This is a genomic window from Paenibacillus xylanilyticus (assembly GCF_013359935.1).
Taxonomy (GTDB): Bacteria; Bacillota; Bacilli; order Paenibacillales; family Paenibacillaceae; genus Paenibacillus; species Paenibacillus xylanilyticus.
Genome location: NZ_JABMCB010000177.1, coordinates 165,675 through 188,268, shown reverse-complemented (window position 1 = coordinate 188,268; position 22,594 = coordinate 165,675). Strand labels below are relative to the sequence as shown.

21 protein-coding genes are annotated in these 22,594 nt (G+C 49.9%); 20 read left to right on the top strand and 1 reads right to left on the bottom strand.

The features are described from left to right. The first annotated feature begins 207 nt into the window (after positions 1–207). The 19 genes from HP552_RS11940 (at position 208) to spoVM (ending at position 21,618) form a co-directional block, all read left to right on the top strand. Positions 208–3,021: a calcium-translocating P-type ATPase, SERCA-type gene (locus tag HP552_RS11940; RefSeq protein ID WP_175395683.1), complete on the top strand. Its 2,814-nt coding sequence runs from the start codon at positions 208–210 to the stop codon at positions 3,019–3,021. A gap of 150 nt (positions 3,022–3,171) precedes the next feature. After that, positions 3,172–4,005 (top strand): diaminopimelate epimerase, encoded by an 834-nt coding sequence (gene dapF / locus HP552_RS11935; RefSeq protein WP_175395682.1) that lies wholly within the window; start codon positions 3,172–3,174, stop codon positions 4,003–4,005. Between the two features lie 139 nt (positions 4,006–4,144). Further along, positions 4,145–6,034 carry a bifunctional homocysteine S-methyltransferase/methylenetetrahydrofolate reductase gene (locus HP552_RS11930; protein ID WP_175395681.1) on the top strand — a complete coding sequence of 630 codons (1,890 nt, stop codon included), beginning with the start codon at positions 4,145–4,147 and terminating at the stop codon, positions 6,032–6,034. A 19-nt stretch (positions 6,035–6,053) separates the two neighbouring features. Next, entirely contained in the window at positions 6,054–6,953 is a 900-nt protein-coding gene (locus HP552_RS11925) for a YicC/YloC family endoribonuclease (RefSeq protein ID WP_175395680.1), read from the top strand. Between the two features lie 51 nt (positions 6,954–7,004). Beyond that, positions 7,005–7,265, top strand: a complete 261-nt coding sequence (gene remA, locus HP552_RS11920; RefSeq protein WP_006209218.1) for an extracellular matrix/biofilm regulator RemA — start codon at positions 7,005–7,007, stop codon at positions 7,263–7,265. 14 nt (positions 7,266–7,279) lie between these two features. Continuing rightward, positions 7,280–7,852 (top strand): guanylate kinase, encoded by a 573-nt coding sequence (gene gmk / locus HP552_RS11915; protein WP_090901057.1) that lies wholly within the window; start codon positions 7,280–7,282, stop codon positions 7,850–7,852. A 157-nt stretch (positions 7,853–8,009) separates the two neighbouring features. Further along, positions 8,010–8,225 (top strand): DNA-directed RNA polymerase subunit omega, encoded by a 216-nt coding sequence (gene rpoZ / locus HP552_RS11910; protein WP_024631120.1) that lies wholly within the window; start codon positions 8,010–8,012, stop codon positions 8,223–8,225. Between the two features lie 119 nt (positions 8,226–8,344). Continuing rightward, entirely contained in the window at positions 8,345–9,580 is a 1,236-nt protein-coding gene (gene coaBC, locus HP552_RS11905; RefSeq protein ID WP_175395679.1) for a bifunctional phosphopantothenoylcysteine decarboxylase/phosphopantothenate--cysteine ligase CoaBC, read from the top strand. A 2-nt stretch (positions 9,581–9,582) separates the two neighbouring features. Further along, a complete protein-coding gene (priA, locus tag HP552_RS11900) occupies positions 9,583–12,132 on the top strand; it encodes a primosomal protein N' (protein ID WP_175395678.1) in 2,550 nt (849 codons plus the stop codon). 171 nt (positions 12,133–12,303) lie between these two features. After that, entirely contained in the window at positions 12,304–12,792 is a 489-nt protein-coding gene (def, locus tag HP552_RS11895) for a peptide deformylase (RefSeq protein ID WP_095290270.1), read from the top strand. A gap of 6 nt (positions 12,793–12,798) precedes the next feature. Further along, entirely contained in the window at positions 12,799–13,758 is a 960-nt protein-coding gene (gene fmt / locus HP552_RS11890) for a methionyl-tRNA formyltransferase (protein WP_175395677.1), read from the top strand. Continuing rightward, positions 13,755–15,251 (top strand): 16S rRNA (cytosine(967)-C(5))-methyltransferase RsmB, encoded by a 1,497-nt coding sequence (gene rsmB / locus HP552_RS11885; protein ID WP_175395676.1) that lies wholly within the window; start codon positions 13,755–13,757, stop codon positions 15,249–15,251. The genes fmt and rsmB overlap by 4 nt, the downstream gene beginning before the upstream one ends. A 189-nt stretch (positions 15,252–15,440) precedes the next feature. After that, positions 15,441–16,481, top strand: a complete 1,041-nt coding sequence (gene rlmN / locus HP552_RS11880; RefSeq protein ID WP_175395675.1) for a dual-specificity RNA methyltransferase RlmN — start codon at positions 15,441–15,443, stop codon at positions 16,479–16,481. Between the two features lie 7 nt (positions 16,482–16,488). Further along, a complete protein-coding gene (locus HP552_RS11875; RefSeq protein WP_175395674.1) occupies positions 16,489–17,265 on the top strand; it encodes a Stp1/IreP family PP2C-type Ser/Thr phosphatase in 777 nt (258 codons plus the stop codon). After that, a complete protein-coding gene (gene pknB, locus HP552_RS11870; protein WP_175395673.1) occupies positions 17,262–19,445 on the top strand; it encodes a Stk1 family PASTA domain-containing Ser/Thr kinase in 2,184 nt (727 codons plus the stop codon). The genes HP552_RS11875 and pknB overlap by 4 nt, the downstream gene beginning before the upstream one ends. A 91-nt stretch (positions 19,446–19,536) precedes the next feature. Next, a complete protein-coding gene (rsgA, locus tag HP552_RS11865) occupies positions 19,537–20,454 on the top strand; it encodes a ribosome small subunit-dependent GTPase A (RefSeq protein ID WP_175395672.1) in 918 nt (305 codons plus the stop codon). Between the two features lies 1 nt (position 20,455). Continuing rightward, positions 20,456–21,115, top strand: a complete 660-nt coding sequence (gene rpe, locus HP552_RS11860) for a ribulose-phosphate 3-epimerase (RefSeq protein WP_095290279.1) — start codon at positions 20,456–20,458, stop codon at positions 21,113–21,115. A 3-nt stretch (positions 21,116–21,118) separates the two neighbouring features. Then, complete coding sequence (locus HP552_RS11855; RefSeq protein WP_175395671.1) at positions 21,119–21,370, top strand: hypothetical protein; 252 nt, start codon at positions 21,119–21,121, stop codon at positions 21,368–21,370. A gap of 167 nt (positions 21,371–21,537) precedes the next feature. Next, positions 21,538–21,618 carry a stage V sporulation protein SpoVM gene (spoVM, locus tag HP552_RS11850; protein ID WP_019424875.1) on the top strand — a complete coding sequence of 27 codons (81 nt, stop codon included), beginning with the start codon at positions 21,538–21,540 and terminating at the stop codon, positions 21,616–21,618. A 195-nt stretch (positions 21,619–21,813) separates the two neighbouring features. Here spoVM and rpmB read toward each other — a convergent pair whose 3' ends face one another. After that, the gene (rpmB, locus tag HP552_RS11845; protein ID WP_024631107.1) at positions 21,814–22,002 is read right to left on the bottom strand and encodes a 50S ribosomal protein L28; all 189 of its coding nucleotides are present in this window, start codon (positions 22,000–22,002) and stop codon (positions 21,814–21,816) included. A 294-nt stretch (positions 22,003–22,296) separates the two neighbouring features. On the opposite strand from rpmB, the gene HP552_RS11840 reads away from it, so the two are divergent. Then, positions 22,297–22,515 (top strand): hypothetical protein, encoded by a 219-nt coding sequence (locus HP552_RS11840; protein ID WP_175395670.1) that lies wholly within the window; start codon positions 22,297–22,299, stop codon positions 22,513–22,515. Positions 22,516–22,594 lie beyond the last annotated feature (79 nt).

Here is a 22,594-nt window from a genome sequence, read left to right as displayed (position 1 = left end):
CGCTGCGTTATGACCGCAGACCTTTATTTTAGCCTATTCTGTCCATCAGGGAAAGGATTCACCATCCGGGTGCTAATCGGGGTCCTGTCCGAATACATATAGAGCAGGTAGTTTGTCCGGCGTAACATGCAGCTGCCGTTAGCAAGCCGGTGCAGATGTATGAACGTCTTTTACAGGAAATATAGACTGGGAGGGGAACCTTGAAGCATGGAACAGACCAAGTGGCATCAACTAAGCGTAGAGGAGCTTCACAGCACGCTTGACGTCAATCTTGAGGAAGGGCTGACGGATGAGGCTGTCGCACAGAAAAGGAAAGCAGCGGGTTCAAATGAGCTGAGTGAAGGGAAACGCATATCTCCCATTACACTGCTGCTAAATCAATTCAAGGATTTTATGGTACTTGTCTTGATGGGGGCAACACTGGTATCCGGATTGCTTGGAGAATATTTGGATGCCGTAACCATTGTGGCGATCATCGTACTTAATGCAATTCTGGGCTTTGTGCAGGAATTCCGGGCTGAGCGTTCCCTGCGCGCATTGAAGCAGCTGTCTGCTCCACTTGCCAAAGTGCTTCGGGCCGGTCAGGAAGTGCAGCTTGCTGCCAAACAGCTGGTCCCTGGCGATATCATCCTTGTCGAGAGTGGAGACCGCATTCCGGCGGATGTACGTTGGCTGGAGACGAACAGTCTGGATGTGGAGGAATCCGCACTCACCGGGGAATCAGTCCCTGTAAGCAAGCATTGCAATATCATTAAGGATGATGCCGTGCCGCTTGGAGACCAGAAAAATATTGGCTTTATGGGTACCATGGTCACCCGCGGGACAGCCAGAGGTGTTGTCATTCGGACGGGCATGGACACCGAGATGGGCAAAATTGCCGATCTGATCCAAAATACCGAGGAACAGGAAACACCGTTACAGCATCGCTTGGAGCAGCTTGGCAAAATACTCATTTTTGTCGCGCTGGGGCTTACCGTGATGGTGGTTGTGGCTGGTATTTTGCATGGACAACCGGCTGTGGGGATGTTCCTTGCTGGCGTGAGTCTGGCAGTAGCTGCCATACCGGAAGGTTTACCGGCCATCGTGACGATTGCACTCGCGCTGGGTGTACAGCGGATGATCAAGCGCAAAGCCATTGTACGCAAGCTGCCTTCTGTCGAGACACTTGGTTGTGCTTCAGTTATATGTTCGGACAAGACAGGCACGTTAACCCAGAACAAGATGACGGTCACTGATGTATGGCTGGAAGGGCGCAGTATCAAGGTTACCGGGGACGGGTACGCTCCGGAAGGACAGATGCTGGAGGACGGCCGCACGGTGGAGCTGAAGAGTGACCAGACGCTGCGAAGACTGCTTCAGATCAGTGCACTATGTAATAACGCCAGTATTGTGGAGAGCTTTTCGGAGGAACGGAGTAAGAAGAAGGGGAAAGATGGCAAGAAGGAAATCGTCAAAGAAGACGGCGTGGTATGGGAATTGAAAGGTGATCCAACCGAAGGAGCACTCGTCACCCTCGCTTCCAAAATGGGCCTTACCCCTGCCGGACTCAAAGAGTTATATGCACGTCAACAGGAATTCCCGTTTGATTCGGATCGCAAACGGATGTCTGTCCTCATCCAGCATCAGGGAGGCCGCATGATCTATACGAAAGGCGCCCCCGATGTGTTGATCGGACAGTGCAGCTATATTCTGTGGGAAGGCAAAGTTGTGCCTTTCACCGGAACATTGAGACAGAAAGTGATGGCTGCAAACGAGAAGATGGCCGGGGCAGCCCTGCGGGTTCTTGGAATGGCATATCGTGAGGTGCGTCCTGATGAAAAGGTGGACGACGAACATACAGCCGAGAACCAGCTTGTATTCGTAGGGCTCGCGGGCATGATTGATCCACCGCGTCGTGAAGTCAGAGATGCGATTGCTACCTGCCGCAGAGCAGGCATTCGGACCGTTATGATTACGGGTGATCACGGAACCACGGCTGAGGCCATTGCCCAGCAGCTGGGTATTCTTCCGCGAGGTGGAGGCTCGTTAAGCGGACAGCAACTGGCAGGACTGACGGACGACGAGCTGGATAAACAGGTAGAGGGCATCTATGTCTTCTCCCGTGTGTCACCTGAGCACAAACTCCGGATTGTAAAATCACTGCAGCGCAAAGGCCATGTTGTAGCGATGACAGGAGACGGTGTCAACGACGCACCAGCGATCAAAGCGGCTGATATCGGCATCGCGATGGGCATCACGGGCACGGATGTGACGAAAGAGGCATCCGCGTTAATTCTCAGTGATGATAATTTCTCTACTATTGTAGCTGCCATTGAAGAAGGACGTAATATTTACGAGAATATTCGCAAGTTTATCCGATATTTGCTTGCTTCGAACGTGGGCGAGATATTAACGATGTTCTTTGCCATGATGATGGGGTTACCGCTGCCGCTCGTGCCGATTCAGATTCTGTGGGTGAATCTCGTGACAGATGGCTTGCCTGCCATGGCGCTCGGTGTGGATCAGCCGGAAAAAGATCTGATGGAGCACAAACCAAGAGGTGCCAAGGAAAATATTTTTGCCCGGAGACTGGGGTGGAAAATTATCAGCCGAGGTGTGTTAATTGGCTTGTGTACACTGGGTGCGTTCTGGCTTACGCTTCAAGCAGCTCCGGATCAACCGGGTCAGCTTATCAAGGCACAGTCCGTGGCTTTTGCAACACTCGTTCTGGCTCAGCTTATTCATGTGTTTGACTGCCGCAGCTCTCGCTCCATCTTCCACCGAAATCCGCTTCAGAACAAATATCTGGTTCTCGCGGTCATTTCATCGGTGGTACTGATGCTGGTCGTTATGTATGTGGAACCGCTGCAGCCGATCTTCAAAACGGTACCGCTTGGCTTCCGTGAATGGGCAATTTCCATTGTCGCCGCAGGGATCCCAACGTTCTTGATGGGAGCAGGCAGTGTCTGGGGAGGCCGTCGTAACCGCCGCCGGATGGGTCCTGGAAGCTTCGTACCGAAAAGTACAAAGTTTTCAGCATAAAATCAATAGCTTTTCCTTATTGTTTTCGATATGCTATCCTCAAAATGATTCGAGGCGAGAGCCTTCGGAATTTTGCAGGATAGCTTTTTTCTGTAAAAGGGCAAGTATAACGCTTTGGCAGCAAGACTGCCAAAAGGAGTGGGCAAGGATATGGAATTTACAAAGATGCACGGACTTGGCAACGATTTTATTGTTGTATTTGGAGAAAAACAGCTTCCGGCTGATGCAGCAGAGCTGGCTGTGAAATGGTGCAACCGTTTCTTCGGCATCGGCGCGGATGGACTCGTTTATATACTGCCTTCCGAAAAGGCGGATTTTCAGATGCGCATTATGAACTCCGACGGCTCGGAAGCCGAGCAATGCGGTAATGCCATTCGCTGTGTAGCCAAGTATGTCTATGATCATGGTCATGTGACATCGGAGCAAATTACGATTGAAACGATTGGTGCGGGTGTACAGCCGGTAACCCTCAATGTTCTTGACGGGAAGGTGGCAACCGTTCGAGTGGATATGGGCGAGCCTATTTTGGACGGGCTTCAGGTCCCGACAACCGTGGATGCCAATCCTGTCGTTGATCATTCCATTGAAGCGAATGGACAGGAGTTCAAATTCACAGCGGTTTCGATGGGTAACCCTCACGCCGTCATTTACGTGGATGATGCGGTGAATTTCGATCTTGCGACTTGGGGGCCGCTGCTGGAAGTTCATCCGATGTTTCCGAAAAAGATCAACGTTGAGTTTGCTACTGTCCGCGATCGCGGATTCGTGGATATGCGCGTATGGGAACGCGGGGCTGGGCCAACACTGGCCTGTGGCACCGGTGCATGCGCAACACTCGTATCCTCTGTTCTGAACGGACACACGGATCGTACAGCAGTGATTAGCCTCAAAGGCGGAGATCTGCACATTGAATGGAACGAAGCTGACAATCATGTCTATATGACCGGACCAGCCGAGGTTGTTTTCAAGGGATACACTTCATAAGATGACAGTTTAAGCCAAGAGGCCTTCGGGCCTCTTTTTTTGACTGAATTTCATGGGAATCCTGTGTTTTTCTACGTTATTGATCGGTTTTTGTGTTACATTAGTATGAAATGATCACAGCTAGGCAGGGGGAAAAGGGATGAAGGCGGATTTGCGGAGTGTCTTGCAGGAACGAGTTCTCATTGGGGATGGGGCGATGGGAACATATCTGTACCAAATGGGTTTCCCGGTAGGAATTTCATATGAAGAATTAAACCTCGTTTCACCTGAAGTGGTGGCAGACGTACATCGTCGTTACTTGGAGGCAGGTACTGAAATATTTGAGACTAATACGTATTCTGCCAACTTTGATAAATTGTCCAAGTTCGGACTGGAGTCGAAGGTAGCCGACGTCAACCGTGCAGGCGTACGCATTGCCAAGGATGTTGCCGGTGCGAACGGTTACGTTCTGGGTGCTGTGGGCTCCATTCGCGGAGGCAAGCGGACCAACGTATCAACAAGTGAACTTAAGCGCTTCTATGAACAACAGATTTTTGCCCTGCTTGATGAAGGGGTAGATGGCATTTTGCTTGAAACCTTCTATGACATCGAGGAGATGGATATCGCCCTGCTGCAGGCTCGCAAGCTGAGTGATCTGCCGGTGATTGGACAGTTCGCAGTTGAGGATATAGGACATACACTGGACGGATATACGATGCCTGAAGCTTTCCGGATCATGCGTGAGCAAGGTGCGGACGTAATAGGTTTTAACTGCCGTTCGGGTCCAAACGGAATTATGCGCGCCATGGAAACCGTATCCGGACGAATCGGAGTTCCAATGTCTGTTTACCCTAATGCGGGTGCGGCAGACTATGTTGATGGCCAGTTCCGCTACGGTGCTACACCGGAGTATTTCGGTCAGACCGCAGTGCAATTTGCTGATCTGGGTGCCCGTATTATCGGTGGGTGCTGCGGTACAACGCCTGATCATATTGCAGCTATTGCGCAGGCTCTTACTGAATACGCACCAGCGCCAATTGCCCAGCCTGACCCTGCAGAAGCGAAACCGCGTATCGTCCTGCATGAAAATGTGGATGAACGTTCCGGCCGCGGCGGCCAGCCGACCATCGTGGACCTGGTAAAGCAGCGCCACACGGTTATCGTTGAACTTGACCCGCCTCGTGACCTTGATATCGCCAAATTTATGAAGGGGGCCGAAACGCTGAAAGCAGCTGGTGCGGATGCATTGACGCTGGCTGACAATTCTTTGGCGGTTACCCGCATGAGTAATATGGCTCTTGGTCATCTCGTTCAGGATCGTACAGGCTTGCGTCCGCTTGTACATATTGCCTGCCGCGACCGGAATCTGATTGGGACCCAGTCACACATGATGGGTTTTGACGCTTTGGGCATCAACCATGTGCTTGCCGTTACAGGTGATCCGGCACGTTTTGGTGATCTGCCCGGATCCAGTTCCGTATACGATCTGACTTCTTTTGAAATTATACGTATGATCAAGCAATTGAACGATGGTGTGGCTTTCTCCGGAAAACCGCTCAAGCAGAAGGCCGGTTTTGTGATCGGCGCTGCATTTAACCCGAATGTGAAGTATCTGGACAAGGCAGTACAGCGCCTAGAGAAAAAGATTGCCTCCGGAGCCGATTACATTATGACGCAGCCTGTCTATGATCCGCAGTTAATCGTGGCGATGCATGAAGCGACCAAACATCTGGAAGTTCCCATTTTTGTTGGCGTAATGCCACTGGCAAGTGGACGGAATGCAGAGTATTTGCATAACGAGGTTCCAGGAATTCAGCTGTCGGATGAAGTGCGTTCCCGCATGGCGGGTCTCGAAGGGGAAGAAGGCCGCGCCATGGGAGTGAAGATTGCCAAAGAGCTGCTGGATGTGGCAACCGCCCACTTTAAGGGAATCTATTTAATGACTCCATTTATGTTCTATGACATGACAGCCGAACTGACCCAATATGTATGGGAGAAGTCCGAGCACCAATGTCCTACTTGTTTCAACCCTAATAATCAATTACAATAGTGTAACGGATGTGATGCCGATGTCATTCAGTATGACCGGATACGGTCAATCCGCCTTTCAATTTGGGGGCTATAAGGTACAATTGGAGATCAAATCAGTCAACCATCGTTACTGTGAAGTCATGATGCGCATGCCCAAGGAGTGGACATGTTATGAAGACGGATTGAGGAAAATGGTACAGAGCCGGCTGAAGCGCGGGCGGATTGATGTTTATGTAATGAAAGAAAAAGATGAAGACCAGGCTCTTCCCGCCGTGCTCAATGAGCAGGCAGTCAGGGCCTATCTGCAGGCGGCAGAGCAGCTGGAATCCCGCTTTGGGATGCAGGGCAAACCTAGCATTATGGATATGCTTGCGCTGCCGGATGTCATGGTTCATTCCGATGGGATGAATTTCATTCCTGAGGAAGATAAGGACGAATGGGAGCGTGTGTTGCAACAGAGCTTGGAAGAAGCCCTGTCCAGTTTGGAGCAAATGCGCGCCCGCGAGGGTCTTCATCTGGCCAGTGATCTGGAACGGCGGCTGAGTCGTCTGGAGTCACTGCATGCCGAGATGCTTGCTCTTGCACCTACGGTGGTAACGGATTACCGCAACAAGTTAAGACAAAGGCTTACGGAAATGCAGGAGGAAGGCTCTTTCCCTTTTGACGAGCATAAATTGGGTATGGAAATTGCCGTATTTGCCGATCGTTCTAACATAGAGGAGGAGCTTACGCGTCTACTCAGCCACTTCGGACAGAGCAGGGAGCTGCTGAAGAGTGAAGAGCCGGTAGGCCGCAAGTTGGACTTTCTTATTCAAGAGATGAATCGGGAAGTCAATACGATTGGATCAAAAGCCAACCATTTGGCTCTGGTGAACCGTGTTGTCGAGATGAAGGCGGAGCTGGAGAAAATTCGCGAGCAGGCGGCGAATATCGAATGAACGGCCATATTTCGGCAAAAGAGTCGCATGTATAGGGGGAAGAACCTGATTATGGCAATCAAACTCATCAACATTGGATTCGGTAACATCGTGTCGGCGAACCGGATAATTTCCATCGTAAGTCCGGAATCGGCGCCGATCAAGAGAATTATACAAGAGGCAAGAGATCGTCATATGCTGATTGACGCAACATATGGAAGACGTACTCGCGCCGTAATTATTACGGATAGCGACCATGTCATTCTGTCGGCGGTTCAGCCTGAGACGGTCGCCCATCGTCTTTCTTCGAAAGATGATGACAACGACGAATAAAAATGGAGTGTAATATGTCTAAGGGATTACTGATAGTGTTGTCCGGCCCATCTGGGGTCGGGAAGGGTACAGTATGCAGCGCTTTGCGCAAACGTGTGCCGGAGTTGATTTATTCTGTGTCTGCAACGACTCGTCAGCCTCGTCTGGGTGAGGAGCATGGTGTGAATTATTTCTTCAGAAGTCATGAAGAGTTCCTGAACATGATTGCTGAGGATCAGTTGCTTGAACACGCGGAATATGTAGGTAACTATTACGGAACACCACGTGATTTTGTGGAGAAAACCATTAATGAGGGCCGCGACATCATTCTTGAGATTGAAGTTCAAGGCGCGTTAAAAGTGAAAGAGAAGTTCCCGGAAGGGATCTTTGTATTTCTGCTGCCTCCTTCATTGGACGAGCTTAAAGATCGCATTCAGGGACGTGGTACGGAAAGTCAGGCGACCATTGATCACCGGATGTCCGTAGCAGTGGATGAGATTAGCCTGCTGGAGCAGTACGATTACGCTGTCGTTAATGACGAAATTGATTTGGCGTGCAAACGAATAGAAAGCATTATTATCGCCGAACATTGTAAGATCAATAAATAATTCTTCTTGGCCGTCTCGGAATGCAATAATTCAGACAACTGCTGTCATATAACTATAGATGGTCAGATCATGCCGGTTCGCATAAACAGGCTGAACAAGTTGCATTCTGTCAGGCGGCAAGTGGAATTATACTAAAGCAAAGAGGTGTTTTGTAAATATGCTGTATCCTTCTATTGATGAAATGATGAACAAAGTTGACAGCAAGTATTCGCTTGTTGTTGCCGCTTCCCGCCGGGCCAGACAGCTTCGTGAAGGTGAGAAAACGGATTTGAGAAATGCCCGATCCCATAAACAGGTTGGCGTTGCACTCGAAGAAATTTATGGTGATCTGCTCGTTGTCATCAAAGGACAGGACGAAGAGGAAGAAGAGTAAGCCGCTAGCGGCGCTCTTCAACTGCATACGGTGCAAGCCGGATTTATTTGACAACCGCGAGGTTGTTATTTTTTTCTCTATTCATCGTTTTAACGTCGTATATATCGGGGGAAATAACCATGTTGAACGGTAAAAAAATCGTACTTGGTGTGACAGGCGGCATAGCCGCATACAAGGCGGCTACATTATGCAGCAGACTGGTGCAAAAAGGGGCAGACGTTCATGTCATTATGACGGACTCTGCCAAACAGTTTATTACCGAATTAACGCTGCAAACGTTGACCCGAAATGTAGTTTATAGCGATACATTTGATGAGCGAGAGCCATCGGTTGTATCGCATATTCATTTGGCCGATATGGCGGATCTGGTCCTTGTTGCCCCGGCGACAGCCAATGTCATTGCCAAAATGGCACACGGTATGGCCGATGATATGCTCTCTACAACTCTGCTGGCAACCACTGCACCGGTCATGATTGCACCCGCCATGAATGTTCATATGTATGATCACCCGGCGGTACAGCACAATATGCGTTTGCTCGTCGATCGAGGAACACTGATGATTGAACCGAGCGAAGGACAGCTGGCGTGCGGTTATGTGGGCAAGGGGCGGCTGGAGGAGCCGGAGACGATTGTTGAGGTAGTTGAGCAGTTCTTTGAAAGCAAGGAAGCAGCCAAACAGGGCTTGAATCAACCTGTCTCATTGTTAAAGGGCAAGAAAGTGGTTGTGACGGCCGGGGGTACCATTGAGCGCATTGATCCTGTCAGATATATTACCAATGACTCCTCGGGCAAAATGGGATTTGCCATTGCAGCAGCAGCGCGTGATTTGGGAGCAGAGGTCACGCTGGTTATGGGCAGTACGCAGGTTCAGCCGCCAGCGAATGTAGACGTGATTCGGGTACAGTCCGCACAGGATATGTATGAAGCGGTATCGCGTCACTGGGGTCATGCGGATATCGTGGTCAAGGCTGCGGCGGTTGCTGACTACCGGCCCAAAGAAGTGTTTGAGGAGAAAATGAAGAAGAAAGGCGATACGTTATCGCTGGAACTTGTTAAAAATATAGATATTCTTGAAACGCTGGGCAAGCAAAAGAGTCATCAATTTTTGATTGGTTTTGCCGCAGAGACCCATTCGGTAGAAATGTACGCAAGGGAGAAGCTTGAACGGAAAAACTGTGATCTGATCGTAGCCAATGACGTTGCCCGTCCGGGTATAGGATTTGGAGCAGATACCAACGCGGTTCATATTTACGACCGTAAAGGATTGGTAGAAGAGCTTCAGGTGATGTCTAAGGAAGACATAGCTCACCGGTTGCTTGTGATTGCGGCGGAGCGCATTGCCGGGAGGAATTAAAGATGGAGATCGCCAAAGTTATTGTCGATGTTCCGGTGAAGCAGACGGACCGGCCTTTTGATTATCTGGTGCCGGATTCGATGCGTGAATGGATCGAGATTGGCAGTCGGGTGGGCGTGCCTTTTGGACACCGTACCGTGCAGGGGTTTGTAATTGATCTTGTACCGCGCACGGGTACGGAGTCCTTTAAGTTGAAACCGATTCAGGAGCTGCTGGACATCGTACCGCCCTTGTCTGAAGATCTGGTGCAGCTCGCGGAATGGATGAGTGAACGTTATGCCAGCAACCGCATTTTGTCACTACAGGTTATGGTACCGACTGCACTGAAGGGTAAAGCGGAGCGATATATTTCAATTGGAGATGCAGTGGATGGACAGCATGCTGGAGCACAGTCGGATGAAGAAGTCCTTTTTGTGTGGGGGGAGGAGTCCACATCCGAGAAAGTACAGCAGGACATTATACGTTTTGTAAAAAGTCGGGGGCAGGTTCCCCTGCAACAATTGAGCCGGAAATATCCCAATCATGCAGCATTGATCAAAAAGCTTCTACTTAGCGGTGTATTGCTGGAAAGCCAGGCAATCAAGGACAAGCTGAACAAAAAGACGATGAAAGCTGTTGATCTGGCGATAGATGCAGCTGCTGCACAAGAAGCCCTTGCATCCTTTCCGGCGAAGGCACAGCGGCAGAAAGAAGTTCTCGCTTTTTTGCTGGAAATGAAAGAGCTGCTGCCGATGCCGATGAAGGAATTGCTGGCTACACTTCAAGTGTCTGCCGCTACAGTCAAAGGACTGGAAGAGAAAGGATTGCTTGTAACGGAGGACGTGGAGGTCTTTCGCGATCCTTACCAGGGCAGAACGTTTCGTGCGACCGAACCACTCGCTCTTACAGCCGAGCAGCAGAATGTGTATGACAAAATTAATGGGCGATTACAGGAGAGGCGCCATGGCGTCTTTTTGTTACATGGTGTAACAGGAAGCGGTAAGACGGAGGTATATCTGCAGACGATTCAGCAGTGTATTGAGCAGGACCGGCAGGCGATCGTTCTTGTACCGGAGATTGCACTTACACCACAAATGGTGGAGCGGTTTAAAGGGCGCTTCGGAGACCAGGTTGCCGTCATGCACAGCCGTCTGTCGGGTGGAGAGCGTTATGATGAATGGCGCAAAATCCGGGAAGGCCAAGTGAAGGTAGCCATTGGAGCGCGTTCCGCTGTCTTTGCTCCTTTTGATCGCCTTGGTCTGATCATTATGGATGAAGAGCATGAGACCTCCTACAAACAGGAAGAAACGCCGAAATATCATGCCCGCGACGTGGCTGTAAAAAGAGCGCAGCAACACCAGGCAGTCGTGGTTCTAGGTTCAGCGACACCATCGCTGGAAAGTTATTATGCGGCACGTTCGCAGAGTAATGATGATTTTGCTCCGCTTCTGCTGGAGATGCCTACCCGGGCGCTCGGCAATAACTTGCCGGATGTACGGATTATTGATATGCGCGAAGAGTTGAAGGATGGCAACCGTTCGATGTTCAGCCGGGCTCTGCACAAAGGACTGGAGGAACGTTTGGAGCGTGGAGAACAGACGGTTTTGCTGTTGAACCGCCGGGGCTATTCTACTTTTGTGATGTGCCGCAGCTGTGGTTATGTAGCCGGCTGTCCCGAGTGTGATATTTCACTCACGTATCACCAGCGTTCCAACAATCTCCGGTGCCACTATTGTGGATATGCGGAGGCAGCGCCTGAAGTATGTCCGGAATGCGGCAGTGAACATATCCGCTATTTTGGTACAGGTACGCAGCGAGTGGAGGAAGAACTGGCGAAGTTGTTTCCGGGGATTCGTGTGATTCGCATGGACGTGGACACAACGACGGAGAAAGGCTCGCATGAGAAACTGCTGAAACAGTTTCGGGAGAAAAAGGCGGATGTGCTGCTGGGTACCCAGATGGTTGCCAAAGGACTGGACTTTCCGGATGTAACCCTTGTGGGTGTGATCACGGCAGACTCGGCGCTGAACTTGCCCGATTTTCGGGCTGCCGAGAAGACGTTTCAGCTGCTGACTCAGGTGGCAGGTCGGGCGGGACGGCATCAATTACCTGGCGAGGTATTTGTTCAATCCTATACGCCGGAGCACTATTCCATCGGGCATGCGAGCCAGCATGATTATGTTTCTTTTGTACGTGAGGAATTGCTTCATCGCCGCAATCTGCAATACCCGCCGTATTGTCGCCTGATTCTGGTGACCTTTTCGCATGAGCAGCTTCCTGTACTGATCCGGCTAGCTGAAAATTACACGCGTTTGTTAAAAGAACGTGCAAATGCAGCCGGCTGGTTGGGAAGTCTGGACCGTTTCAGTAATGATGCCTTTGACGTGCTTGGTCCTGTAGCCTCACCCATCCCGCGCATCAAGAATAGATACCGATTCCAATGTATGATAAAATGGCGGGGGGATGTAGACGCCATCGGAATCGCTCTGGAGACGGCCCGGCGCATGGATGATGATGTTCAGGCGCAAAAACTGCTCATTAGTCTGGATGTAGACCCGCAAATGTTAATGTAAGCATGTTGCATCATTTTCCAAGGAACACTTCGCACCATACTAAGTGGTGAAAATGAATAACGCAAAATGTGGATGTGAACAAGCGGTATAAACATAGATTAAAAACAAAGCAACAAAAAAACAAAAGAATGATACCCGATATGAGATTTGGGTTAGGAAGGTGCTTACAACATGTCGATTCGTATTATCGTTAAAGAACCGGATGAGGTGCTTCACAAAAGAGCCAAGGAAGTTACAAAAGTAACACCCAATGTACAAAAACTGCTGGATGATATGGCAGATACGATGTATGACGCTGAAGGTGTAGGTCTTGCCGCACCACAAGTAGGCATTTTAAAACGCTTGATTGTTATTGATGCCGGGGATGAACAAGGTTTGATCAAAATGATTAATCCTGAAATCATCGCGAGTGAAGGTGAGCAGTTCGGACCGGAAGGCTGTCTGAGCATTCCTGGGATTAACGGCGACGTTCGTCGTTTCGAAACAGTTACCGTTAAAGGCCTGGATCGTGAAGGCAATGAACTGATTATTACGGGCAGCGGTCTGTTGTCCCGTGCATTCCAGCATGAAATTGATCATCTGGATGGCGTACTCTTTACGGATATCGCTGAGAAGGTGTACGAAATTGCAGCGGATCAGACTGGACCGCGACGTAATTAAGGAGTGATGGATTTGAATATTGTTTTTATGGGAACCCCGGAATTCGCTGTTCCTTCCCTGGATATGCTTATTGCTGAGGGATATAACGTGGTGGGTGTTGTGACCCAACCCGATAAACCGCAGGGCCGCAAAAAAGTGCTTACGCCAACGCCTGTGAAGGCCGCGGCTGAGCGCCACGGATTGCCTGTATTTCAACCGGTAAAGCTGCGTGATCCGGAGTCAGTGGCTAAACTAGCTGAATGGAAGCCGGACCTGATTGTCACGGCTGCATTTGGACAGATTCTGCCGAAGGCTGTGCTGGATATGCCTGTTCGGGGATGTGTGAATGTGCACGGTTCCCTTTTGCCAAAATATCGCGGAGGTGCTCCAATTCAGCGCTCCATCATCAATGGGGAGCCGGTAACAGGCGTTACACTGATGTTCATGGCAGAAGGTTTGGATACCGGAGACATGATCTCACGTGTGGAAGTGCCGATCACTGATGAGGATACTTCTGGCACCATGTTTGTGAAGCTCAGCGATGCAGGCTCCAAACTGCTGCAGGCAGAAATGCCCCGCCTAATTGCGGGGGAGACTACGGCTGTCCCTCAGGACGAAGCCGAGGCTTCGTATGCCCGCAATTTGACCAGAGAAGACGAGAAAATGGACTGGACTCGTTCATCCCGTGAACTCTTTAATCAGATCCGTGGTCTTGTTCCGTTTTCCGGTGCATTTACGATGTGGGACGAGCAGGTGTTCAAAGTATGGGCTGCTGCCAACCCCAATCAGTCAGGTGCTTCAGAAGCTGCAACCAATGGACAGGCTGAGCCGGGCACGGTGCTGCAGCTGGGGGCAAGGGGCATTGAAGTGCGAACGGGTGACGGTTCACTCTGGCTGACGGAAGTTCAGCCTGCAGGCAAGAAAGCGATGAAAGCTGCTGACTTCGCTCGCGGTGGCACGCTGAAGCCGGGCACGGTGTTACGATGAGCGGGAATACATCTGGACGATCAGCAAATAGCCCAAATAAAGGTAACGGCAACCCGAATCGTCGTCCTTATGCAGGGAAGTCGACTGGTTCCAAAAACACGGGATCCCAATCCTCTGGAGGAGCTGCGCGTACCGAAAGACCTAAGACTTCTCCACGCGCGCTCGCAGTGAAGGTACTTAGTGCAGTGGAGCAGGAGGGGGCCTACAGCAACCTGGAACTCAACCGGCGTCTGAAAGAAGCTGAGCTTAGTCCGGCAGATGCCGGGCTGGCTACCGAGTTGGTGTACGGAACAATCGCACGGCTGAACACACTTGATTATTTTCTGGAACGTTTTGTGGCCAAAGGGATAGCCAAACTCCAGCCATGGGTACGCAGTTTGCTGCGGATCAGCGTCTACCAGATGATGTATCTGGATCGTATTCCGGAACATGCTGTTGTAAGCGAAGCCGTCAATCTGGCGAAAAAACTGGGACACCAGGGAATCTCGGGCATGGTGAATGGCGTTCTGCGCAACATGATCCGCAGTCGGGATGAACTTCGAATACCGGATGACCTGCCAGCTGCTGAGCGTATTGCACTGGAGCATTCCCACCCGCAGTGGATGGTCCAACGCTGGATCAGCCAATATGGTGAAGAGACAGCAGAAGCAATCTGCAAGGCAAATAATGAACCGCCGGCAGTGAGTGTGCGGGTAAATTCAACGATGACCACGCGTGACAAACTCATGCGCGAAATGGAGAGCACGGGTGCAGTAGTAGAGCCTTCGCGGATAAGTCCCGACGGTATTCTTGTTCGCAGTGGTGGGAATATGGCACTAACGTCATGGTACCGGGATGGACTGTTCTCTGTGCAGGACGAAAGTTCCATGCTTGTGGCCGAAGCGGTCGCACCTGAAGAGGGTCAAACCGTGCTGGATTGCTGCGCAGCTCCGGGTGGGAAAACGGCTCATATGGCCGAGAAAATGCAGGACCGTGGTCAAATCATTGCCAATGACGTGCATGCACACAAGCGTCAGCTTATCATGGATCAGGCAAATCGATTGGGACTGGGCTGTATCGATGCGGTTACAGGAGATGCACTGGATCTGGATGAACGTTATCCTCATGCTTCGTTTGACCGTATTCTTTTGGATGCACCTTGCTCCGGTCTGGGTGTCATACGCCGTAAGCCGGATGTCAAATGGACCAAATCCCCTGAAGATATTGAAGATATCTCAGGGCTGCAGCGTCAGTTGCTGGATCGGGTTGCACCGTTATTGAAGCCAGGCGGCGTCCTGGTGTACAGTACCTGTACCATTGAGCCGGCTGAGAACGAACTCATGGTAGCTGACTTTTTGAAGCGTCATCCCGAATACCAAGCGTTGGATTCTGCTTGGGCTGGAACAGAGATGGAAAAGTGGAAGTCAGTGAATGGGGGTGTGCAGATCTTGCCACAGTATGCACACAGTGACGGCTTTTACATTGCAAGGTTGACACGTGCAGCCGATGAATAAATCCATAGCATGCAAGGATGGCCGCCGAGGGGAACTTCGGCGGATTTCTTTGTAATGGGGTGCGGCATACGCGCCGAGGTGTTATAATGCATGAAGTGCAAGACTGTAGGGCATACATGGATGTAAAGTGGTCTTTGTGATAGAATAGGAAGAATGAAAAGAAAAGAAGGAATAGGTGTTGACAACAAAATGAAACCTTTTATATATGATTATTCCCTGGAAGAGCTGCAGCAATGGGCTGTTGAAAATGGGGAACCCGCTTTTCGCGGTGGTCAGATTTTCGACTGGATTTATGTAAAGCGAGTGAATGATTTTAGTGAAATGACGAATCTGTCCAAAGCACTGCGCGAAAAGCTGGCAGAGCAATTTGAATTCGTAACCCTTACCGAAATTACGAAGTTTGAATCCAAGGATGGAACGGTGAAGTTCCTGTTTGGTCTTCATGATGATCATGCGATCGAAACGGTTATTATGAAACATAACTATGGTAACAGCATCTGCGTAACGACACAGGTGGGATGCCGAATCGGTTGCACGTTCTGCGCGTCCACGCTGGGTGGATTGAAGCGTAACCTTACTGCAGGCGAAATTGTTGCCCAGGTCGTACAGGCTCAGAAAATTCTGGATGAGCGCGGCGAACGAGTCAGCAGCATTGTTATTATGGGTTCGGGTGAACCGTTTGAGAACTATGAAGCTACAATGACTTTCCTGCGCATCATGATTCACGAAAAGGGTTTGAATATCGGTCAGCGTCACATCACGGTATCCACAAGCGGGATCGTACCGAACATCTACAAGTTTGCTGATGAAGATACACAGATCAATCTGGCAATCTCCATTCATGCACCGAATGATGCGCTTCGTTCCAAATTGATGCCGGTAAACCGTCGTTTTCCTTTTGACGATGTGATGGAGTCGCTTCGCTACTACCTGGCCAAAACGGGCCGGAGAATTACGTTTGAATATGCCCTGATCGGTGGCGTGAACGATCAGCCGGAACATGCGGCAGAACTGGCAAGTGTGCTGAAAAACATGCTCTGCCACGTGAACCTGATTCCAGTCAATCACGTGCCTGAACGCAAGTATGTAAGAACATCGAGAAGCGACATTTTCAATTTTCAGAAGATTCTCTCGGAGCAGGGTGTTAATGTAACCATTCGTCGTGAACAGGGACATGATATTGCTGCCGCTTGCGGTCAGCTTCGTGCAAAGCATATGGAGTTGAGGTGAGAACATTTTGATCAAAACAGTTCATGTGAGCCATATCGGACGCGTGCGTTCGGTTAATGAAGATTCAGCCTGGATTCGCAATTTGGAGACAGGATATATTCTGGGCATTGTCGCTGATGGCATGGGCGGGCATCTCGCAGGAGATACCGCGAGCCGTCTGGCAGTGGAGACTTTGGTACATGACCTCGGGACACTGGAACCGGGGTTGTCACATGCGTCCTTGTCCGCTGCCCTCAGCGATGCTATTTTGCATGCCAACGAAGTGATATATCGTACTGCATCCGGAGATGACAAGTACCATAACATGGGAACGACCGTGGTTGCTGCCTTGTTGAACGATGCAGAAGGCGTTATCGGTCATATCGGAGACAGCCGAGCTTACAAAATTGCAAACAAACAAGTGATCCAGTTAACGGAAGACCATACATTGGTGAACGAATTGTTTAAAAATGGTCAGATCAGCAAGGAAGACGTATCTCATCATCCGCGTCGTAATGTGCTGACTCGTGCCCTTGGAACAGATGCCGAAGTAAAAGTCGATCTGGATGCGGTCAAGCTGGAAGCAGGTGAAGTTCTGCTGTTATGCAGCGATGGACTCAGCAATCTGGTCAGCAATGAACAAATGGTTCAGGTGGCGGGCAATCAGGATTTGCCGCTTGAAGAGCGGGCAGATCGGCTGCTTCAGTTGGCACTGCTGGCTGGCGGAGACGATAATATCACGGTTGCGCTGTTTGAAGTGCAACAGGAAGGTTCCGTGGTGACGGAAACGGGGTGTGAGTCATGATTGGGCACCAGCTAGGCGGACGCTATGAAGTCATTGAGCGTGTTGGCGGTGGCGGCATGGCACTTGTGTACAAGGCCCAGGACCTTCTGCTGAACCGTAATGTGGCGATTAAAGTATTGAGGCAGCAATTTGTACATGATGAAGAGTTCATCCGTCGTTTCCGTAGAGAAGCGCAGTCTGCTGCATCCTTATCTCATCCCAATGTCGTCAGCATCTATGATGTTGGCCAGGAAGATGACGTTCATTATATCGTCATGGAGTACGTGGAAGGCAAAAACCTGAATGAGATCATCAAAGAGCGGGCCCCTCTGCAGGTAGACGAAGCTGTTCGGATTGCTTCCCAAATTGCAGACGCCCTGGATCATGCACATCATAACCAGATTATTCATCGGGATATTAAACCGCATAATATATTAATTGGCCGTAACGGCCGTGTGAAGGTTACCGATTTCGGAATTGCCCGAGCGGTGACATCCACAACGATTACACAGACTGGCTCGGTAGTCGGTTCCGTACATTACTTTTCACCGGAGCATGCCAAGGGGATCGTTACTGGCGAAAAGTCGGATTTATACTCTCTCGGTATCGTACTCTATCAAATGCTGACTGGGCAGCTTCCATTTCTTGGTGAGAGCCCTATTAGCGTTGCATTGAAGCATTTGCAGGAAGAATTTGATGAACCTCGCAAATTCAACCCACTGATTCCGCAAAGTGTGGAGAATGTCATTTTGAAATCCATGCGGAAGAACCCGCAGGAGCGTTATCAGTCAGCAAAAGAAATGCAGAATGATCTGGAAACGTGTTTGTTACCGGAAAGACGCAATGAGTCCAAAATCGACTTTCCGGATGAGGATGATGTGGATCAGACGCGGGTCATGCCTGCGATCAAACCGGAACCACGAGGAATTACTTCTACGGGCGCTACTCCAATCATGGAACCTGATGAGGACAACAATAAGGGCAAACCCAAAACGAAGAACTGGAAAAAACCAACGCTATTGATCTCATTGACTGTTCTAATTCTCATAGCCATGGTTGGTGTTGTATGGTATGTCAAAGGTATGCTTGTTGTGCCTGAAGTCACTGTTCCAAATGTCGTTAACCAGACTGAAGAAAAGGCTCGTCAGATGCTGCAGGATCAGGGTCTTGTTGTTAGCGATGATGTCATCCGGATGTACAAGGAAGGTATCGACCCAGGCATCGTATTTGAACAAAGCCGAAATGAAGGCGACGTGGTGAAGGAAGGTTCCGAGATCCAACTTAGTGTTGGAGCTGAAAAGGAACTAACCAAAATGATCAGCGTTGAAGGGGATTCCTATGAGGATGCGGTCAAGGATCTGAAGAATCTGGGCATTAGCGAGGATCGAATTAAGCGTAAGGACGACTTCTCCAATGATGTTGCTTCAGGCATTGTCATTTCCCAGACACCTGGTGCTAATGAAGAATTTGATCCGGAACAGACCGAGATTGTTTTAACCGTTAGCAAAGGCGCGGAGACGGTGAAGATGCCTGATCTGAAAAATCGCACCCGCAACGAAGCTGAGCAGATGATTAAGTCTGCCGGACTGGTTCTGGCTCAGGTTCAGGAAGAATCAAGCTATACGGTTGATAAGGGGAAAGTGACCCAGCAATGGCCTGTGGAAGCCGGAGCCGATGTGAAACCTGGTGACAAAATCACCATTTTCGTCAGCACGGGTTATCCGCCTGAGGCATTGGAGTACTCCTTCAATATCAATGTTTCGCCAAAAGAAGAGGGCAAGAACAGCAAGATTCGGATTACATTCGAGGATGCCCGCGGCAAGAACCAGGAATGGGGAACCCGGACCATTAACAAGTCCTATCAGGCACTGACCATCCCACTTGTTCTTGCTCCGAATGAGAACGGTGCTGTATCTGTATATCGTGATGGTCAATTCCTGGATACGTATGTAGTTACCTATGCTGAAGCCAAAAATGGTACCGTAGTGGTGCCTACCATTGAGCCGGAGATTGGCAATCAGCCAACACCTCCAGCAAACGAACCTGAAGAAGGTGGCGGTGGTGACGAAGGCAGCGTGGATACGAATCAGGAAGGTGAGTCTGAATCGATTCCTGGTGATGGTGAAGAGGATAATGAGGGCGAAGATACGTCTGCCATGAATAACGGCAAGGGTAAAGCTCATGGAAAAGACAAGAAGTAGGATGTCGTTAACGCATCGAGCCGTCCGTAAGGACGGCTTATTGCTGACGTTAGGATGAGTGTACCGAAAATCAAAGGAGGGCGACGGAGCTATGCCAGAAGGTATCATCGTAAAAGCGCTAAGCGGTTACTACTATGTCATGCCACTGTTAGAAAACGGGGTGCCTTCGGTGGAAGGCTCCGCCGTTACATGCCGAGCAAGAGGGATATTCAAAAAGAGAGGCGTTTCTCCACTTGTCGGTGACCGTGTGAGCTATATGCTGACAGAGAATGGTGAAGGAACAGTAGATGAGATTCGGGAACGGGAGAATGAACTGATTCGGCCCCCTGTTGCCAATGTCAGTCTGGCTGTTCTTCTGTTCTCCGTTAAAGAACCGGACATGAACCTGAACCTGCTGGACAAATTTCTTGTACATATTGAGCAGGCGGGGCTGGATGCTCTAATTGTATTAACAAAGCAGGATCTGGCTGATCCACAAAACGATGCGAGTGATACTGTGGCCGAGGTTAAGGCATTGTATGAGCAGGTCGGGTATGAAGTTATTTCGACCAGTTCGCGAACTGGCGAAGGAAATGAGCTGCTCAAAGAACGTCTTGCAGGCAAGATAAGTGTATTCTCGGGTCAATCGGGAGTAGGCAAATCTTCTATGCTTAATGCCCTAATGCCAGGGCTGACGCTGGAAACGAGTGAAATCAGCATGCGACTTGGTCGAGGCAAACATACGACCAGACATGTAGAATTGATTCCGCTGGATAATGGCGGATTTGTCGCAGATACACCCGGATTCAGCCAACTGGACTTTCTGGAGATCGGTGTAGAAGAACTCTCCACCTGTTTCCGGGAATTTGCCCAGTATGCTGACCAATGTAAATTCCGCGGCTGTACCCACACGCATGAGCCCCAATGCCGAGTACTTGCGGCTAAGGAGGAAGGTTTAATTTCCGAAAGCCGTTATCGGCATTATGAGCAGTTCCTTACAGAAATGAAAGACAAGAAGCGGAGGTACTAACATGATTAAAATTGCTCCATCCATATTATCTGCTGATTTTGCCCGTCTCGGTGCTGAAGTGGCCGAAGCACAGGCAGCTGGCGGTGACTGGATTCACGTTGATGTCATGGACGGTCATTTCGTCCCGAATATTACGCTTGGTCCTGCCATTGTAAAAGCAATTGCTCCTCATACCAACCTGCCACTGGATGTGCATCTGATGATCGAAAATCCTGAGCGATATGTTGAGGAATTTGCTAAAGCCGGAGCGGCGGTAATTACTGTACATGCCGAGGCTTGTGTACATTTGCACCGTGTGATTCATCTAATTAAGGAACAGGGAGTCAAGGCGGGGGTTGCTCTAAATCCGGGGACGCCGGCCAGTGCCATTCAGGAAGTGCTGGATGATGTGGACATGGTTCTTGTCATGACCGTGAATCCTGGGTTTGGCGGACAAGCCTTCATCTCGGGAACGATGAACAAAATCAGACAAATTCGCAGCTGGCTGAATGAAAAAGGACGCCATGATGTTCATATCGAAGTGGATGGGGGAATTGCAGCCGATACAGCCCCACTCGTTGTGGAGGCAGGCGCAGATGTCCTCGTAGCGGGAAGCGCGGTATTCGGGCGCGAGGACCGTGCAGCGGCCATTGCAGAGATTCGTAGCAGCTACGGAGGCTGATCTATGAACCTTAAGGAGACGCTGTTGACGATGGCTGCGAGCCTCGTGACGGGATTGGTGCTTGCGTTATTTGCAGTCATTCAATCCCCTTACAATGCGCTTACCTCACTGATTGGGGTGGGCGTTGTCATTATGTATTTTCGCAAATTTGATCGTACTAGATCACGTGTTACTTTCGTCATATTCAGCATACTGTATTACTTGCTGAGCGTATTCATGATCGCTGTTTATCAGTATGTTCCTGCCCAAACGTAAATGGGCTGTTCTTCGGGCTCGTCATGTTGGAATAGGGACAGGGCGTTCCGCATAAATATGGTTACATGAGCAGGTTTCTCATGTAGCCTTTTTTGTCGTGTTTAAGGTAAAGAAGGCCTGAAGCATAGGATACGGCGGACGCATGAGCATGATGGGGAGGGTGAAGTATGAAATTTTACACATTCAAACTGCCGAAGTTTTTGGGAGGTTTTGTAAAGGCGATTCTTAATACGTTTCAAAAGAACTGATACGATTGAGAACAGGCTCAAAGGCGAATACCGCCGCTATGGCTTCAGAAGTTCGGGGACTCCGGCCTGAGAAGCACCATGCGGCGGGCATTCACATGCTTGCGCAGGTACTTGTGTACTTTTTTGAATACCAAAAAAGCACCTGCAAGGAACAAGGTGCTTTTTGCTTATCCGATTTATAGTAGCTTTGCGTGATTATACGCGAGTCACTTTACCGGCTTTCAGTGCACGGGTGCTTACGTATACACGTTTTGGTTTACCGTTCACGAGAATGCGGACCTTCTGAACGTTTACGCCCCAAGAACGACGGTTACGGTTGTTAGCGTGGGATACGTGGTTACCGGTGCCCGGTTTCTTACCTGTCACATAACATTTGCGAGACATAGATTACACCTCCTATCCTAAAATAACCAGTTGCCTTCGGAGAGACGAAAGTCATTCTCTAAAGGCTAAATTGTTCTTCCTGACCATAATAGTCAGGCTCCAGTAGCTAATGGCGTTGTTCAAGCCGGCATGGCCGGATCATTTCCATTACTTAACCTGCATAAAACAATACTTGAATATAATATCATACCCAAAAAAGCTTCGTCAACTGATCCAAAAACTTTATTTATTTCTCCTGTCTAATATAGTACAATGTTGAATAGTCCATAATACAGCGGTGAACAGGCTGTTGCCGTGGGAAAGCCGGAGATTAGACCGGCCCAAGAGGTCGGTGGTCTGCAATTTGGCAACGCTGTGCGCTGTGACATTTCCATCATTGGCACCAGTCTCCATGCGGCATTCATGCCGGCTCTCGATACCGGTGCATATCCGTATGCCCCGAATTGGGGCTTCAGAGGTTGCAGGATATCGGTGGCCCGGCCGCCCAGACCGTCGATCCGGATGACATGTTGATTTGTATGCCTTTGCCGGACAAGGTATGGACGAAGAATGACGCAGTAAGCGTCAGCGCATGAACAGACCAGATAACATC